The sequence below is a fragment of the Candidimonas sp. SYP-B2681 genome (assembly GCF_003971065.1).
Taxonomy (GTDB): Bacteria; Pseudomonadota; Gammaproteobacteria; order Burkholderiales; family Burkholderiaceae_B; genus Pollutimonas.
Window position 1 is genome coordinate 426,332 of sequence record NZ_RYDV01000003.1, and the last position, 17,163, is coordinate 443,494.

General features: G+C 53.5%; 15 protein-coding genes and 1 tRNA gene. 5 read left to right on the plus strand and 11 right to left on the minus strand.

Going from position 1 to position 17,163, the window contains the following annotated elements:
• Positions 1-77 precede the first annotated feature (77 nt).
• On the plus strand, positions 78-2,225 hold the full coding sequence (locus tag EKL30_RS09260; RefSeq protein WP_126706921.1) for a 3'-5' exonuclease: 2,148 nt from the start codon (positions 78-80) through the stop codon (positions 2,223-2,225).
• 32 nt (positions 2,226-2,257) lie between these two features.
• On the opposite strand, the gene EKL30_RS09265 is transcribed toward EKL30_RS09260, so the two are convergent.
• Entirely contained in the window at positions 2,258-2,656 is a 399-nt protein-coding gene (locus EKL30_RS09265; protein ID WP_126706922.1) for a VOC family protein, read from the minus strand.
• 249 nt (positions 2,657-2,905) lie between these two features.
• Here EKL30_RS09265 and EKL30_RS09270 point away from each other — a divergent pair, with 249 nt between their 5' ends.
• Complete coding sequence (locus tag EKL30_RS09270) at positions 2,906-4,135, plus strand: nucleoside recognition domain-containing protein (RefSeq protein ID WP_126706923.1); 1,230 nt, start codon at positions 2,906-2,908, stop codon at positions 4,133-4,135.
• 112 nt (positions 4,136-4,247) lie between these two features.
• Here EKL30_RS09270 and rsmA read toward each other — a convergent pair whose 3' ends face one another.
• The 3 genes from rsmA to EKL30_RS09285 are packed head-to-tail and all read right to left on the minus strand — an operon-like array spanning position 4,248 to position 8,944.
• Positions 4,248-5,033 (minus strand): 16S rRNA (adenine(1518)-N(6)/adenine(1519)-N(6))-dimethyltransferase RsmA, encoded by a 786-nt coding sequence (gene rsmA, locus EKL30_RS09275; protein WP_126706924.1) that lies wholly within the window; start codon positions 5,031-5,033, stop codon positions 4,248-4,250.
• Positions 5,034-5,039: 6 nt separating this feature from the next.
• Complete coding sequence (locus EKL30_RS09280; RefSeq protein ID WP_199748526.1) at positions 5,040-6,551, minus strand: peptidylprolyl isomerase; 1,512 nt, start codon at positions 6,549-6,551, stop codon at positions 5,040-5,042.
• On the minus strand, positions 6,548-8,944 hold the full coding sequence (locus EKL30_RS09285; RefSeq protein ID WP_126706926.1) for an LPS-assembly protein LptD: 2,397 nt from the start codon (positions 8,942-8,944) through the stop codon (positions 6,548-6,550). The genes EKL30_RS09280 and EKL30_RS09285 overlap by 4 nt, the downstream gene beginning before the upstream one ends.
• 157 nt (positions 8,945-9,101) lie before the next feature.
• On the opposite strand from EKL30_RS09285, the gene EKL30_RS09290 reads away from it, so the two are divergent.
• The 3 genes from EKL30_RS09290 (at position 9,102) to EKL30_RS09300 (ending at position 11,666) form a co-directional block, all read left to right on the plus strand.
• Complete coding sequence (locus tag EKL30_RS09290) at positions 9,102-10,133, plus strand: aminoglycoside phosphotransferase family protein (protein WP_126706927.1); 1,032 nt, start codon at positions 9,102-9,104, stop codon at positions 10,131-10,133.
• Positions 10,133-10,822: an N-acetylmuramate alpha-1-phosphate uridylyltransferase MurU gene (gene murU, locus EKL30_RS09295; RefSeq protein ID WP_126706928.1), complete on the plus strand. Its 690-nt coding sequence runs from the start codon at positions 10,133-10,135 to the stop codon at positions 10,820-10,822. Before EKL30_RS09290 ends, murU begins: the two co-directional genes overlap by 1 nt.
• A 142-nt stretch (positions 10,823-10,964) precedes the next feature.
• Entirely contained in the window at positions 10,965-11,666 is a 702-nt protein-coding gene (locus EKL30_RS09300) for a DUF6776 family protein (protein WP_126706929.1), read from the plus strand.
• Positions 11,667-11,675: 9 nt separating this feature from the next.
• On the opposite strand, the gene glnQ is transcribed toward EKL30_RS09300, so the two are convergent.
• From glnQ to EKL30_RS09335, 7 genes are all read right to left on the minus strand, one after another.
• Complete coding sequence (gene glnQ / locus EKL30_RS09305) at positions 11,676-12,404, minus strand: glutamine ABC transporter ATP-binding protein GlnQ (protein ID WP_126706930.1); 729 nt, start codon at positions 12,402-12,404, stop codon at positions 11,676-11,678.
• Entirely contained in the window at positions 12,401-13,240 is an 840-nt protein-coding gene (locus EKL30_RS09310) for an ABC transporter permease subunit (RefSeq protein ID WP_233582962.1), read from the minus strand. The genes glnQ and EKL30_RS09310 overlap by 4 nt, the downstream gene beginning before the upstream one ends.
• A 105-nt stretch (positions 13,241-13,345) precedes the next feature.
• The gene (glnH, locus tag EKL30_RS09315) at positions 13,346-14,104 is read right to left on the minus strand and encodes a glutamine ABC transporter substrate-binding protein GlnH (RefSeq protein WP_126706995.1); all 759 of its coding nucleotides are present in this window, start codon (positions 14,102-14,104) and stop codon (positions 13,346-13,348) included.
• Positions 14,105-14,331: 227 nt separating this feature from the next.
• Complete coding sequence (locus EKL30_RS09320) at positions 14,332-15,072, minus strand: MetQ/NlpA family ABC transporter substrate-binding protein (protein WP_370246251.1); 741 nt, start codon at positions 15,070-15,072, stop codon at positions 14,332-14,334.
• 71 nt (positions 15,073-15,143) lie between these two features.
• Entirely contained in the window at positions 15,144-15,803 is a 660-nt protein-coding gene (locus EKL30_RS09325) for a methionine ABC transporter permease (protein ID WP_126706932.1), read from the minus strand.
• A complete protein-coding gene (locus tag EKL30_RS09330) occupies positions 15,800-16,810 on the minus strand; it encodes a methionine ABC transporter ATP-binding protein (RefSeq protein WP_126706933.1) in 1,011 nt (336 codons plus the stop codon). The genes EKL30_RS09325 and EKL30_RS09330 overlap by 4 nt, the downstream gene beginning before the upstream one ends.
• Positions 16,811-17,025: 215 nt before the next feature.
• A tRNA-Lys gene (locus EKL30_RS09335) sits at positions 17,026-17,101 on the minus strand.
• Positions 17,102-17,163: the final 62 nt, after the last annotated feature.

The following is a 17,163-nucleotide window of genomic DNA, read 5'->3' on the forward strand; positions in this document are numbered from 1 at the left end:
CAAGGCTCTCTACGGTTGTAGACCGCGGCACGGAGAACCTGGCCACAGGGTAAGATTTATACCCTGGAGATCAATTAATGCCGAAAAAAGCCAATCCCTCGAGGTTTATACCTCAGGGCCTCATTCCGACTCAGGAACAGAAAGACATTCAACTGTCGCAGCATAGGGTCACCTTGATCGAGGCCAATGCAGGGGCCGCAAAAACGACGACATTGGCCCTGAGAATTGGTGAAGCGATTGCGCGCAGCATGCCGCCCGAAAAGATCCTGGCCCTAGTATTTACACCTGAAGCGAAAGACGTCATGAAAGCTCGCCTGATAGAAATAGGCATCCCTACTTTCACGGCTACAAAGATCCAGGTGCAAACGTTTGAAGAGTTTGCGACCGAAATTCTTAAATCGATTGATGGCGACAACGCCCCTCAGTTGCATTCAGCGAAGGATCTCAAGGAGCATGCGCTTGCTGCAATAGAGCGCGTGAGCCAAGCCTACGCGGGCGAAACCGATTTCCTGGATATACGTACCCACAATATCGCCATCAGCCAATTCCTGGAATGCCAGCTGAATCTGAAGGCAACAATGGCACTTGAAGACGACGATGATGGCATGAGTCTGGAAGAAACCGTCGAACGCCTTAGTATTCCGCTGACAGACTATCTATGGACACTTGAATACGAACGACTACGCCTGGGAACTTTCGATGACGCCCGCTTCAGGGGCCCTTTTGATGCCACCTACGATCTTGCCCGCCGTTTTCATGAAGCTGCAGATACGAAAAATGCACTTCCCCATTACCGGCTTGTGGTTGGCGACGAACTACATGACCTGAATGAAGCATCCTTCCGCATACTGCAAGCCTTGCTCGATATAGAGAACCTGTATTTTGTCGGCGCCGGAGACAAGGATCAAGTCATCCATTCGAGCCTGGGGGCCGACGAGAGTTATCTGACGCATCGTTTCATTGACCGGCATCCCGCAACAGTGCGTTATCCCTTGACCATGACCTACCGCCATGGCCCGCAGTTGGCTTATGCGATGGAATCATTCAAGCAGAAGCCGGTTGATTCGAACCTGCCGGTAGACACCGATATCCTGCAGCTTCACTACGATTACGGCAGCCCGGGCGATGCCGCCGGCCGTGTGGTCGAGGCGGTGAACCGGTGGTGGAAAATCGACGGCCATCCGCTAGAGCGCTGTGCCATTCTGCTGCGTGACCGCCATCAATCCGTTGCCATAGAAAATGCGTTGATGCATGCCAACATCGCCTACCGGACACATGGTATGCAGGGCTATCTTCAACGAGAAGAAATCCTGTTCTTGCGCGGCATGATCGCCATCGCCTTGAAAAACCTGGCTACCGTCAAATCGGAACCCGTGCGCAAGGCTATCGTGGAATCGCTGGCCATCTTCGGCGAAGTCGACTTTAGCCCAAAAGAGATGGACGACGCGAAGAACGTTATCGCCAAAGACCCGGCCATCCTCAGTTCGTTCTTCAGCGGCCAGATCCAACGTAGTGAATCCGAACAAGCCAAAACGCGCATTTCCAATTCGGTAGCCTATATGGAAGGCTTGGCGACCGATACGCCGGCAGACATCGTACTTGGCGAAATCTGCATTCAAATGGATCTGGAATCTGTTGCCAAACGCATCTATGTTCACCCTTACGACGCCGCCGTCGTCGCCAAATCGGTCAATGGTTTTATTTCGGTAGCCCGGCAGTCCGGCATGAACCTGCGAGACTTCTCTGAATGGACAGGTGCGGCAGATGCGTATGTGGCGACCCGCAGAAGCAAGGGCTTCGTTATGCTCGAGTGCGTAGCGAACGCAAAAGGGAAAGAGTTCGATCACGTCATCTTGCCATTTCTCGAAAATGGAGAATTCCCCAGCCCTATGCTGGATATGAAGGAAGAAGAAAACTTGTTCTATGTTGGCGCAACCCGCGCCAAGTCGCGGCTTACCCTGATTTCGCCAACGGAAGAACAAAAGCGCAGTCCCTTTATTTCAAGAATGGAACTGGCATCATCGCGCTCGCGGGCGAACGCAGCCGTTCGCAAAAACCAGGGTGAGGTTCGCCCCGTTCAAAGCCGTCTTGATTTAAAGGTGCCCTACGCGGATAAAGATCAAGTCAAAGCGCTGGGCGCACAGTGGGATGCAACCCGTAAAGTCTGGTATGTAAAGGCAGGATCGGACTTTGAACCCTTTCGGCCGTGGTTCATTGCACAATAAGGAGGCCACATCGGCAGCCTCCTTATTGTGCGTTATGGCAGGCCGCTGGGCTCGCCGCTGCCGTACGGCCGGGTCAGTACCTCCAGCAAGTGGCCATCGGGATCCTCGAAGTACACCCCACGCCCTCCGTCATTCCGGTTAATGGCGCCAAGTCGCCTTTTTCCGGGGTCTGCCCAATGCCGCAACCTGCGCTCCTGAATAGAGGCAAAAACCCGGTCGAAGGTCTCTTCATCGATCAGAAATGCATAGTGCTGCGAAGAAATCTGGTCATCGCTCTCATAAAAATCCAGCGACACCCCATTGTTCAATTGAACAACAAGCATGGGTCCAAATCGGGTGGGGCTGGGCAGGCCCAGTACGTCGGCGAAAAAGGTTGCCGACTTGTGCTTATCGCGACACCAGACGATAGTGTGGTTCAGTTGCACGCTCATGATGAGGTCCTCCTGATCAGCCGCATATATGAAGTAAAGCGTTGTACAGCAAACTATGCAGGAAGCGGATCTGCCCGTTTTGGAAACCCACTCCCAAAGGGAATATATAAGTGAAAAACCCGCATTGAGTCAAGAGTTTACCAACGGTTGCAATAGATCCTCACCGCTCGGTGTCGCAGCACCTACGCCGGGAACGGCCAGACTCTGCGACAATCATGATCTGCCACTTAATGCCCACCACCACGCTTTATGCTCAATACCCTCTGGTTAGCTTTCTTCGTCATCGCTTCATTATCCGGGCTGTACCAGTGGGTCGCACTGCATGACACTGAGGTTTTTTCACGTATGGTCCTCAGCCTGTTCAGTATGGCTGAACTCTCCGTACAACTAATGATCCTGCTGTTCGGCACCTTGACTCTGTGGCTGGGTTTTCTTCGGATAGCAGAGGCCGCAGGGCTTATAGAACAGCTGGGAAGATTGCTTACGCCGCTTTTCCGGCGGCTGATGCCAGGCGTTCCAGCCGGTCACCCTGCGCTGGGACTGATCACTCTGAATTTTGCGGCGAATGGGCTGGGTTTGGACAATGCCGCGACTCCCATAGGGCTTCGCGCCATGCGCGAATTGCAAACCCTGAACCCCGACCCAAAATCAGCTACCAATGCGCAGATCCTATTCCTGGTATTGAATGCATCTTCACTCACGCTGCTGCCCATTACCATCTTCATGTATCGTGCTCAACAAGGTGCCCCCGACCCGACCATGGTGTTCCTGCCGATTTTGCTTGCGACGACAGCGTCGTCCCTGGCGGGCTTGCTTGCGGTGGCGTTCATGCAGAAAATCAAGTTGTACGATCCAGTAGTGCTGGCGTGGGGCGGCGCCTTGGCGCTCGGGGTGGGCAGCCTGATGGCACTGCTCGCGAGCCTGAGCAGCACCGCCATCAGCGCCACATCGTCGCTGATGGGCAACCTTACCCTCTTCGGGATCATCATGACTTTCCTGCTGGCTGGGGCCCGCAAGAAAGTGAAAGTATATGAATGCTTTATCGAAGGCGCCAAAGAAGGCTTCGACATCTCGAAAAATCTGCTTCCCTACCTGGTAGCCATGCTGTGCGCGGTAGGCGTATTGCGCGCTTCCGGCGCCCTCGATGCCTTGCTGGACAGCATCCGGTGGGCCGTTCATGCCTTCGGCATGGACTCTCGCTTCGTTGACGCACTACCCACTGCGATCGTCAAGCCCTTTTCCGGCAGCGCTGCACGCGGCATGCTGATCGAAACGATGCAGCATTTCGGGGTGGACAGTTTTCCCGCCCTGTTGGCCGCTACGGTGCAAGGAAGTACCGAAACCACATTCTATGTATTGGCGGTGTACTTCGGCGCAGTAGGAATACAGCGCGCGCGCCACGCCGTGGGCTGCGCGCTGATCGCAGATTTGGCCGGAGTCCTCGCCTCTATTGCCGTGTGCTACTGGTTTTTTGGTTAATTCCATTTCTGATAAAACGTGGACGCTATCGATTCTGCTTGCCTTACGCCAGTAAAGTCTGCGCTTCGCCTTTACGCTCACGGTTGTTCTAGAAACCAAATCAGCAGCGTGGTCAGGATTTCAGAACGCCTGCCGCCAATAAACTGTCGGACAAGCCTATGAATTGCTCGACCGAAAGTTCTTCGGCTCGCGACGTTGGCGCAATGTTCAAGCCTTCCCAATCGATCAAACCGGCCCAATCGTTCAGCGAGCGGCGCAACATTTTGCGCCGCTGCGTGAATGCTCGTCCGACCAACTTTTCGAAAGCGTTCTGACTTCTCGGCTTCAGACGCGACTCGGGCAAAGGCACCATGCGGACGACTGCCGACACTACCCTGGGCGGGGGATCAAATGCTTCTGGGGGCACGTCGAATAATTTGTTCATCCGATAACGTGACTGAAGCATGACTGACAGCCGTCCGTAGTCTCCCGAACCAGGCGCAGCGACCATACGATCTATGACTTCGCGTTGCAGCATGAAATGCTGATCTATAACGCTGTCGGCGTATTCAATCAGGTGGAACAGCAGCGGACTGGAAATGTTGTAAGGAAGATTACCGACTATCCGCAGCTTGCTCCCCAAGACGCCGAAATCCACCTGTAACGCATCGCCTTCGACCACCGTAAGGTGCTCTTCGGGATACTGGCGCCGCAATCGCCCGGCCAGATCCCGATCGATTTCCACGACCGTAAGGTGGTCCAACAATTTCGAAAGCGGTTTGGTCAGAGCCGAGAGGCCCGGACCAATTTCGATCACCGTATCGCCGCTCTGAGGGGCAATCCCGCGCACAATGGATTCGATAATTCCTTCGTCAACCAAAAAATGTTGGCCAAATCGTTTACGTGCTTGATGGACCATAGAGGGTTAACGACGTTTCCGGTTCGATTGTGGATCCAGGCGATTATCGATATAAGCCTGACCATGCAACTGGCTAAGCCAATCTTCAAAGGCCGGCTCTACACGACGCTGGAATAGAATCTGGCGCGCCTGCATGCGCTTGAACTCGTTTTCCATATTCTTGGTACGACGATCAAGCACCTGGATCAGATGCCAACCGAACTGGGATTTTACTGGCTGACTGATTTGGTTCGGCTGCAGTGCATTCATGGCTTCCTCGAAAGGGGGAACTGTTTCGCCCGGCGTCAGCCATCCGAGATCGCCGCCTTGCGGAGCGGAAACATCTTCTGAATAACGCTTAGCCAAATCCTCGAAACTTTCACCATTGACAAGGCGCTGGCGCAACTGATTGAGGCGGGTCTGCGCCTTTTCATCAGACATTACTTTAGTGCTCTTGATCAGGATATGACGCGCATGAGTCTGGGTCACCATCATGGGCCCTTGCTGCTGCAAGGGCGAATTGGCAGCTGTGGACGCGCTGGCGGGTGGAGTCGCCCCGGACGCTTGTGCCGGCGACTGTGTGGGACCCCGCGTAAGCACCTTTAGGATGTGAAAGCCATTGCCGCTCTGAACAATGTCGCTGACTTCGCCAGGTTTAAGATTCTGGGTGGCTTGCAGGAATAAATCGGGCCAGCCGCTGACCGGCCGAACGCCGAGCTCGCCGCCATTGAGGGCTTTAGGACCATCGGATGACGATGCCGCCACACCGGCGAAATCGGCGCCCCCGCGTACACGTTTCAGCAAGCCTTCTGCCTTATTGCGTAACTCCTGGACTCGCGATGGTGGAGAGCCCTCCGGTACGACGACCAGAATTTGCGCAAGCCCCAGTATTTGCGGACCACTTTGTTGCGCCGGCGCGGATTGTTGCGGCTGTGGCTGCTGTTGCATCTGCTGCAGCGGCGCTGCCTGGTTGCCCTGGTTCTTCAGGAAGGCATCAACTTCAGCGTCGGAAATGTTGATGGTTCTGTCAATCGCGCGTTGGCGAAGAAGGTCCAGGCGTACCTCCTGGCGCAGACCCTTCATATAAGTGTCCCAAGGCACGCCGGATTTTTCGACTTCCTGACGGAGACGTGCAACGGACATCTTGTTGCGCTCGGCAATTGTCTGCACGGCCTGTTCGGCTTGCGCGTTGGAAACACGGATGCCCAAGCGTTCGGCTTCCTGCCGCTCAAGCTCTTCAGTAATCATGCGCTGCAGGACCTGTTTTTGCAGAATCGCGTAATCGGGTACTGGAATATTCTGACGTTGTAACTGGGCCTGGGCTTCGCGTGCCTCGGTATTGACTTGTTGCAAAGTAATGACCTTCTGGTTCACCACTGCAGCTATCCCATCGACAAACTGTTGAGACTGTTGCGCGCCGACGGGCTCGGCCGTCTTGGCAGCCGATTTTGCAGCTAACGCCACGCCCGACGATGTTACGCCCAATATTAGAATCAAAATGGACGCTAGCCGGCGCTTAGCATGCACACTACGCATTATTCATACCTCTCGAAGGTGGTTTTTTCAGGTATTGGTGGGGTGATGGATCGATAACCAGCAATCCGGTCGCTTAATAATCTCATTGGATCAGTGCCAAGCGAACCCAAACCGGAAAGCTCCAGCTGGAAGAACAAGGCCGTATTAACGTCTTGGCTGGAAACCGCATAACGCTGCATGACGACCCGGCCAACCCAACAACACTCGCCCTTGTATTCCAGGCCAAGAATTGACTGTGTATTGCGCTTTTCCTGTATGGAATAGTCGTATCGACCGAGAGCATAAATTTTATTGGTAAGCGGCCATTGTGCGGAAACACTGACCTGCTCGCGTGTCTTGTCGTCCAACGGATTGATAACATAATTCGGATCGGCATAGGCACGCGGGTCGCGTTCATAGCGATATGACGCCGACAGCGTGGTCAGGCGCTTGGGCTCCCAGCGAAAACCGGCGGTCATTCGGTTGCGGTCTTTCGAGTGAGGATTAAACTGCCCATCGAACCGTACGTTCAAGGTATCGGTAAGCGCGGCATTTGCACCGATCAGATAATCGGATTTTGTGTCGGTGCGCGTCTGATCATTGAAACCCAGCTTCACGCGCTGATCCGAGAAATAGATGCGCTGCGCGGCTGACAGAGAAAGCCGCTCGGATCCGCTGTCGGCGTCCAGCCATCGTGTCGTCAAGCCCACCGTCACTTGGTTGGCCTCGGCAATACGATCCCAGCCGCCACTGAAGATGTTCTCGGAAAATGCCTGCGAAAAATTAAAGGACGCAAGGCTCGTATCGTAAATCGGTATCTGGGACTGATCGCGGTAAGGTACATTCAAATAATAGAGGCGCGGTTCAAAGGTTTGGATCGCATCATTGCCAAAGAGGCTGGCTTCACGCTCGAAGGTCATGCCGGAATCAAGCGACATGATGGGAAGGACACGTGACTGAGACTGAGGGCCCTGTATCCCACCTTGCACGGAGGGCGATGAAAAACCGTTCCATTCTGTGTTGTACTGGCTCATGTGCACGCCCACCTTCGGCGTTACATACCAGCCCGCCCGAACAATCGGATAGGCCACCGACGTATACGAACTGAACCGGGTACCGTCGTAAGACTGATAGGGCTCCAGATTCGCTGGAAAAGGATAAGGGTGCGTCCCATACTTAAAATTGGGCATGTTGAAGCGAGTGGCATAGTTATCGGACTCAACATCAAAGCCGCCCCAATTATAGCGCGCGCCGCGTACGTAGAGCTCAGGCAGCTTATCGTACTGCGGCAGCAAGTATGACGAGGTCCGATCCTGTAGAGTCTGGTAGGTGTAGGCATACAACGAAGCGTTGAAATAGCGATACCCGCTCCAGTTCAAACCGGCCGTGCTAGGCAGATAAGTATTCGTGGCTTCATTAAGGCCTAGCGATGAAAAATCACGGAAATAGTCGTCGTCTGACACGCGCCGGATATCGAAAGAAGCGCTTAGTCCCCCGCCTAGTCTTTGGGCATGCTGCCACGAGTAATACCAGCGCTTCATATTGGCGACCTTATCATCGGCCAAATACGTTCCAAACACCTGACCGCTGTAGCTATTGCCCAGGTAACGGAACTCAGCGCCCAGTTGGGTGCCCCGTTTGGCCATGTAGCGCGGTACTAGTGTGGCATCGTAGTTGGGCCCAAGATTCAGGTAATACGGCAAAGACACTTCGAAGCCGCCGGAGCTGGAAGTCCCGTAGGTAGGAACCAAAAAGCCTGACTTGCGTTCCTTGCGTATCGGAAAAGTCAGGAATGGCGAATACAGAATGGGCATGCCCTTGAAATACAGCACGCCATTACGTGCGATGCCCTCGTTGTCGTCAAAGTGCAGATCGACCCGCGACGATTTGATATACCACGAAGGATCGGGACAAGGGCAGCCCGTATAGCTTACATCGGCCAACCGCATGTGGTCGCGGCTGAGAATATCGGCCCTGACGGCCGTTCCGGCTCCACCCGTCGAGCCGAGCCAAAAGTTGGCGTCGTTGACCTCGCCGGTTTCGCTATTGATGTTGTAGTTTAATTCAGGCCCCTTGACGATGCTGGCATCGCGCATAATGAGCCCATTGCCGCGAACTCGAACTTGGCCAGTAGAGCGCTGGTAATCGATATAATCGCCCTTTACGACTGAATCGATGCGGCGAACCTCTGCCTTGCCTGTCAGCTTTACAAGGCCATCTTCGTCGGATTCCATCTTGTCACCGACCAGAAACGACGACATCTCGTTATCTTTTACATTCTTGTGCAGTTGTAGATCGGGTGCCACTTGCAACTGAGGTAAGGTAGAGCTTACGCCCGCTTCGACGCGAGGCTGTTGAGCCTGCACTGCCGTTGCACTGCCGAAAGCTAGAAGAATTGTCCACCAAACCAAACGCACGAGTATTTCGTCCCCGAAAAAAAAATGACAATATTTTGGCACAACTGCCGACCCGTAACGATTGGCGACCCGGTATTATAGAGAAGCTGACGTCCCCGTGGTAAATACAAGTCGTCTGCCCATTTCCACGCAACCCACATATCACCATGGAAGAACTTTGAACTCCAGCGCTGAATCCCGTTTACCCATACTGAAAAACTGGCTGCAGAGCATCGCCAATAACCATGACCTGAACATCGAGACGCTGAAACCCGCCTCAAGCGATGCCAGCTTCCGCCGCTATTATCGCTTGCAGACTCCATCGGGCACGGTTGTCGTCATGGATGCGCCCCCCGAACGCGAAGACTGTCACCCTTTCGTTCACGTTACAGGCTTGCTTTCCCACGCGGGCGTTACCGTTCCCAGCATTCTGGCTCAGAACCTGCAACAGGGCTTCCTTCTGCTGTCAGATCTTGGCGAGCAAACGTATTACCAAGCGATACAAAGCGGAATTGACGATGCACGCCTGCAGAAGCTGTATCGCGATACGATTGCCACGTTAGTACGCATGCAGAAAGCCCCGGTCACCAGCTTACCAACCTACGACACCGGCCGGCTGATGCAGGAGCTTTCGGTGTTTGCGGAATGGTATGTTGAAAAACACTGTCAGGTCACGCTTAACGATACCGAGCAGGCAGTACTCCATGACACGTTTACCTCCCTGACTGCCGACAACATAAAGCAGACCCATGTTTTCGTGCATAGGGATTTCCACTCGCCGAATCTGATGGTATCCGATGCAGGTCTCGAGCCAGGCGTTATCGATTACCAAGATGCGCTGGTGGGCCCTATAAGTTATGACATTGCCTCGCTGGTCATGGACGCTCGTACCACCTGGGAAGAACCTCAGCAGCTCGACTGGGCTATTCGATACTGGGAAGCCGCACGCGCCGCCAAGCTGGCAGTTCCTTCGGACTTCTCCGATTTTCATCGCAGTTACGAATGGATGAGTTTGCAGCGTAACCTTCGTATCCTTGGGGTCTTTAGCCGACTTTCTTATCGCGACGACAAGCATCTTTACCTTGACCACATTCCGCGCGTCAATGCGTATGTGCGACAGGTAGCGGGCCGCTACAACGTTTTCCGGCCCCTTCTACGTTTGTTGGATAAAATCGAAAACCGACAGGTAACGACCGGATACACCTTTTGATGCAAGCAATGATTCTCGCAGCAGGACGAGGGGAGCGCATGCGCCCGCTCACCGACAGCATCCCTAAACCTCTGCTCGAAGCCGGCGGCAGGCCCTTGATCGTCTGGCACATCGAACGCCTTGTCAAGGCCGGCATTACCGAATTGATCATCAACCATGCATGGCTGGGCGAACAAATCGAGCAGATGCTCGGGAATGGCAGCCAATATGGTGCGCACATCACATATTCTCGGGAAGTGCGCCCGCTGGAAACCGCAGGCGGCATTGCAAAGGCCTTGCCCTTCTTCCGCGGCGAACCGTTTTTAGTGATCAATGCGGACATTTGGTGTGATTGGAATCCCGCCCAGGCGATGTCGATAGCGGCCAACTTGGCGGAATCGATGGCATGGCTCTTACTGGTAGACAATCCTCCACAGCACAGCCAAGGCGATTTCCAGCTAAACGGTTGCGGTTTAGTGGCCGACAAAGCGCTAGACACCTCGCCCGCTACCCTGACATTTTCAGGCATAGGCATTTATTCGCCGAAGCTTTTTGAAGGTATCGCTGATAACCAAGCTGCACCGCTGGCGCCGCTGTTACGCCGAGCCATCAATAGGCAAAAGGTCCGGGGCACCCATTACACGGGGCGCTGGGTCGACGTCGGCACACCGCAGCGGCTTGCAGATCTTAATCGTGCCTTGTCGGCGTAGCGGGCCTGTGTCAAATATTCACAAGGCGAAACCAAACGCACTCTGGCCACTATCGACCGACGTTACCGTCTATGCTTTAGGGTTTTTCGGCAATGAATCCGCAGCGATTCACCTAGTCTAGCAATACAGGAAATATTCACCCATGTTCGGATCGTCTCAACGCCGCGTCTTCAAACCTACAGCCTACGGTAATACACGCCGCGCACGACGCATACCTCGATGGCTGGTCCTGATGTTTACGGGGATCGTACTCGGTGCGGGGGGCTTGTTATTTTTGCAAAAAAGCTATGGTCCCACTCGACTGACGGTCGAACAGTCGGAACAATTGCATTACGACTTGAACAGCACCAACATGGATAAGCAGCGTTTGCAATCGCAGTTCAATCAGCAAACTCATGATGTCAAAGAAACGCGCAGCAAACTGGAGTCACAAGCTACTGAACTGAAAGAAGCCAAAGAGCAGCTTGCCAAGCTTACGGCCGATATTCAGCTGTTTGCCGACGCCATGCCGCCCGATCCGCGCGGCACTTCGCCAGGCATACGCGCGGCGTCGTTTGATAACGACGCCGGACAGCTGGCCTATCAAATTTTGGTCATGCAAGACAAAGGTAAGGCTGAGACGTTCACAGGTGAAGTCGATCTTGTTGTGGCGGGCCGGTACAGTAACGGAAAATCAGGCAGTATCGACCTTCCGCCCTTCAATATCGAACTGCAACAGTACACACATGTACACGGAAGCGCTCCCCTACCAGAAGGCTTCACGGCCCGTCAGGTCACGATAAAGATTACCCCCCAGGGTTCGAAGAAGCTCAGCGCCACACGTACTTTGCGCGTAGCGCGCTAGCGAGTCCGGTCAGGAAACGTGCTGCAGAAAATCTTTCAGGCGCTGGCTCGGAGGATTGCTTAGCAGCTCGTTGGGGGGGCCATCTTCGGCGATTTTCCCATCGTCAATGAAAATGAGGCGGCTTCCCACTTTACGGGCGAATTCCATTTCATGGGTGACGACCACCATGGTCATTCCGCCTTCGGCGACATCCTGCATTACTTTCAGTACTTCGTGGCGCAGCTCGGGATCGAGCGCCGAAGTGGGCTCGTCAAATAACATTAGTTGCGGCTGAATCGCAAGAGCCCTTGCGATGGCAACACGCTGTTGCTGGCCGCCTGACAGCTCACCCGGAAAATGGTTAAGCTTTTCACCAAGACCAACTTTGGCGAGCAACGTGACAGCTTCGTCCCTGGCCTGCTTGCGTGGGCATCCACGAGTATGCACGGGTCCGAACATGACATTTTCCAGCGCTGTCAATTGCGGAAACAGATTGAACTGCTGAAATACCATTCCAGCCTCGCGACGCAATTCGCGCACTTCGGCGCCGCTGCCCCGCACACTAAGGCCATTCACAACAATATCGCCCTCCTGAATGGTTTCGAGCACATTAATACAACGCAGGAAGGTCGACTTGCCCGAGCCAGACGGACCAACCACCACAACGACCTCGCCCTTTTCGATCGTAAGATCGATCCCATTCAGCACCGTGGTGGGGCCGAAGCGCTTAACGACGTTCTTGAATTCGACGATGCTCATACAATTTGCGTCCTGTGTTCTACAAACTTCAAGGTCAGCGCAATCAAGCCGGTAAGTAGTAAATAAATTACAGCGACCGCACCCCAGATTTCAACTGAACGAAAATTGCTGGCAATGATTTCCTGACCCTGGCGGGTAAGCTCGGCCACGCCAATAACGATAAATAATGAAGAGTCTTTCAAGCTAATAATGCATTGATTGCCCATGGCCGGAATCATGCGCCGCAACGCAACCGGGCCGATGATGAACAGCAGAATTTTATAAAATGGCAGTCCCATGGCCTGGCCGGCTTCCTTCAGGCCCTTGGGCACCGACTGAAGCGCGCCGCGCACAATCTCAGCTATATAGGCGCCGGAATTGATGATCAGCGTGAAAATAGCTGCATACAAGGCGTCGATCCGCCAGCCGAAAATGAGCGGCAAAGCAAAATAAATGAACATCACCTGGACGACAATCGGTGTGCCGCGAATTAATAATATATAGACTTGGGCCAGGAAAGACAGCGCAACGGGTATATAGGCTGCGAACCGCCACAGCAAGGCCAGCACAATGGCTGCCTGCAGCAACAACCAGACCCAGTCGGGCACGCCTGCCAAAAAGGTCACGCCGATCCAGGACGCCAACTTGATGAGTAAGTACACCGCTACGATAGTCGCTATGGCGATCGCCGTGGTCTTCCAGGTGACCAGCACTTTAACGTAAGTCGTAACCACCCCGGACAGGAATCCCAATAGGGTTCCGCCGATCAATCCCAGCGCGGTGATGTAAATCGTCATTTTTGTGCCTTCGAGAAGGCTGGGCAATGCATCCCAAATGGCAGACCATTCAAATGTCACGTTGAGTGCCTTGAAAATTGACGCGAAACGTTACGTCCGCGTCGTCTGAATAAAAAACGGCGACCGAGTGGCCAGCACTGGATCGCCGTAATGTGCCACTACAAATTACTGGACTTGTGCCGCTTTCTGGCCAAACCATTTTTGATATAGAGCATCATATTTGCCGTTAGCCTGTATCGTCTTTAGCGCCTTATTCACAACAGGAACCAGTTCGCTGCCTTTCGGGAACCCAATCCCGTAAAAGTCGCCGCTTTTCAGGGAGCCGACCACCTTTACGCGGCCTTCGCCACCAGTTTTAGCAAAATACTGAAGATTGGGAGTGTCGTGCACGACAGCATCGACTCGGCCTGTAGCGAGCTCCAGAAAGGCGTTATCGATATTCGGGAAGAGCTTAAGCTTGGCATCGGGGACATTACCTTTCAAATAATCGACGGTGGCAGTACCGATTTTGACCGCAACGGTTTTGCCTTCAAGATCTTTGGCTGTCTTGATTGCCGTGTTGTCTTTGCCCACCAGAATAGCCAGACCGCTTTCGTAGTAAGGGTCGGAGAAGTCAATTACCTTTTTACGGTCGTCACGAATCGTTATGCCTGCCAGGGCGGCGTCAATGTTGCGCGTTTGCAGGCCTGGAATGATGCCGTTGAAATCCATAGGACGCAGGCTGTACTTAAGACCGGCTTCTTTGGCAATAGCGTCCCATAGCTCGATATCGAAACCGGTGTATTTGCCGTCCTGTTTGAATTCAAAAGGCACGAAAGCCGTATCCGTGGCAATCAGCAGCTCTTTGTTTTGGGCGGCAGCGTGGGCGGCTGGCAGGACCAGTGCCAGCGTCAGCCCGGCAATGGCTATCTTGAACTTATTCATGAACATAAACGACTCCTTTGAGTAAGCGGTAGGCAAAAGTGCGAACAACGGTACTCGGTGCACATGCCCGGAATAAACGGCTCAAAAAATCTTATAGTACCGACAGATCCTATGGCGTTGGCCGAAAACCGGCGCAAAATTTCCATAAGACCGAAAATTCAGGGTAAACCCGGTCTATAAAACCGCAAGTAAACGGCGAGCACTGCATCGACCTGCCGTCCTGATACTTAGAAGGCAGTGACGATAGCGCCTTTGTACTTGTCCAGAATGAATTGCCTGGTTTGCGTGCTCTGTAATGCCTGTACCAACTTGATGATGGCAGGCGAGTCTTTTTTGGCCTCGGTCGTAGCTATCAAATTCGCATAAGGCGAATCGGCGCCTTCGATGAATAGGGCATCCTTGACGGGATTCAGTCCGGCCTCAAGCGCGTAATTGGTATTGATGAGCGCTAAGTCCACATCGGGCAGGATTCGCGGCAAGGTAGCTGCCTCGAGTTCGCGAAATTTCAGCTTCTTGGGATTCTCGACAATATCGCGAGAGGTGGCGAGAATGTTCGTGGGATCCTTTAACTTGATCAAGCCATTTTTCTGCAGCAGTAGCAATGCGCGCGCGCCATTGGAGGGATCATTGGGTAATGCCACCAAGGCCCCTTCTTTCAGGTCATTGATGTTTTTCAGCTTTTGCGAATAGGCTCCGAAGGGCTCCACGTGTACCAAGCCTACGGAAACCAGCTTGGTTTTATGTTCTTTGTTAAAAGAATCAAGATAGGGCTTATGCTGAAAAAAGTTTGCATCGATATGTCCGTCGGCGACTTGTTGATTGGGTTGCACATAATCGGTAAATACCTTTATCTCGAGCTCGACGCCCTCTTTGGCCAGCACTGGCTTAACGAACTCCAGCAACTCGGCATGGGGCACCGGTGTTGCCGCAATGCTCAATTTTTCGGCATGAATCGCGGTGCTGGTCATCAATGCAGCAATGGACGCAGCCAGAACGGGTGCGATTTTATTCAAGAACATATTCGATCCTCCACAGAACGTTATTTGCGATTCAGTCTGGCAACCAGCCTATCGCCAAATACCTGCAAAAGTTGAACCATCACAACCAGAGCGACAACGGTCACAACCATGACATCAGTCTGGTAGCGCTGATATCCAAAACGCAGGGCCAGATCACCAAGGCCCCCGCCCCCGATGACCCCCGACATTGCCGAATACCCCACCAGCGCGATAGCAGTAACGATCGTCGCGGCAACTATTCCTGTGGTCGCCTCGGGAAGCAAGGCCATCAATACGGTCTGACGCGAATTAGCCCCCATGGCGCGGCACGCTTCCGATACGCCAGGGTCTAGCTCACGCAATACGTTCTCGACGAGGCGGGCGAAAAAAGGTGCGGCACTGGCCACCAATGGCGGGATGGCGCCTTGCACGCCAAGGGACGTGCCCGCCAATACTCGCGTCAACGGAATCATAACGATCAACAAGATCAGAAACGGCACGGAGCGCAGGACATTCACAATGAAGGACAAAAGTTGATAGGCCGGGCTATTTGCCAGCATTTGATGAGGACTGGTCAAGAAGAGCACGACGCCCAGCGGCAAACCAATGACGATGGTAAACACTAAAGAAAAACCCGTCATCAGCAAGGTGTCGATAGTGGCTTCAGCGATCAATGCCCAATCGATATTGGCATACATCATGGTCGCAAGACCTCGCATTCAATGCCGGCATCTGTAAATACGCTTGTTAGGGCCTCTTGAGTAATGGGTTCACCCTGGACCGCAATCACCAGCTGTCCATAAGGTGTATCTTTGATTCGGCTGACCGAACCTTGCAAAATGCTCAGATCCAGATTGAGATCGCGACTTACCCTACTTAACATTGGCTGGACCGTTGACTCCCCGCGGAAACTCAAACGTATCAGGCGCCCTTTTATCCCCTGAGCCATATCACGCCATCCTTCCGCATCGACGCCACTTTCTGACAACAATGATTGGGTAACCGGATGTTGAGGATGCAAGAACACATCGAGCACATTGCCAGATTCTACGATGACGCCAGCGTCTATGACGGCCACACGATCACACACGCTACGGATCACGTCCATGCCATGCGTGATCAGGACGATGGTCAACCCCAGTCGTTGATTGATGTCCAGCAGTAAGCGCAAGATGGACTGTGTCGTTTCAGGGTCTAGTGCAGAGGTCGCCTCGTCGCATAGTAATAACTCGGGGCGGTTGGCCAGCGCCCTGGCGATCCCGACGCGCTGCTGCTGGCCCCCGGATAGCTGGCGCGGGTATTTCGCGGCGTGATCGGTAAGGCTAACCAGTGCAAGGACTTCGCGTGCCCTCTCGTGTTGCGCACCGCGAGATAGCCCAGCCAGGCGCAATGGAAAACAGACATTATCCAGAACAGTGCGCGAACTCAGCAAATTGAAATGCTGAAACACCATACCTACACCGCGACGGAACAATCGCAACTGAGCTTCATTATAGTCAGTGATGTTTTTATCGTGGACCCAAACAGAGCCTTGCGTAGGCGTTTCCAGCAAGTTCAGCATACGTATCAACGTGCTTTTGCCCGCGCCGGAGCGTCCGATTATCCCGAATACCTCGCCCTGCCGCACATGCAAGTCCACACCGGCCAATGCGTGCGAAACGCGCCCAGGCGTTACATAGGTTTTATGGATATTTTTCAGGACAATCAAAACGTTGGCTTCTAAAAAGAAAACGCTGTTAAATTGCTGACGGTGTCACAATTTAGCATAACGAAGACTGGCAGCTTCGTCCGCCGACGCCAAAAGAAAGCTAGGATGCCCGTGAATGTCACGCGCTCGGCTCATATCGGCATGCGATATGTTAGCGTATGGCGTAAACAATAAAAAACCAGCCGCATGGGCTGGTTTCTTAATAAAAAGATCGGTGGTGGGTCGTGCGCGACTCGAACGCGCGACCATCGGATTAAAAGTCCGGTGCTCTACCGACTGAGCTAACGACCCGACCGAAGAACGAGATTATGAGGCCATTTGAAATGGCTGTCAAATTGGCCCACTAAAAACCT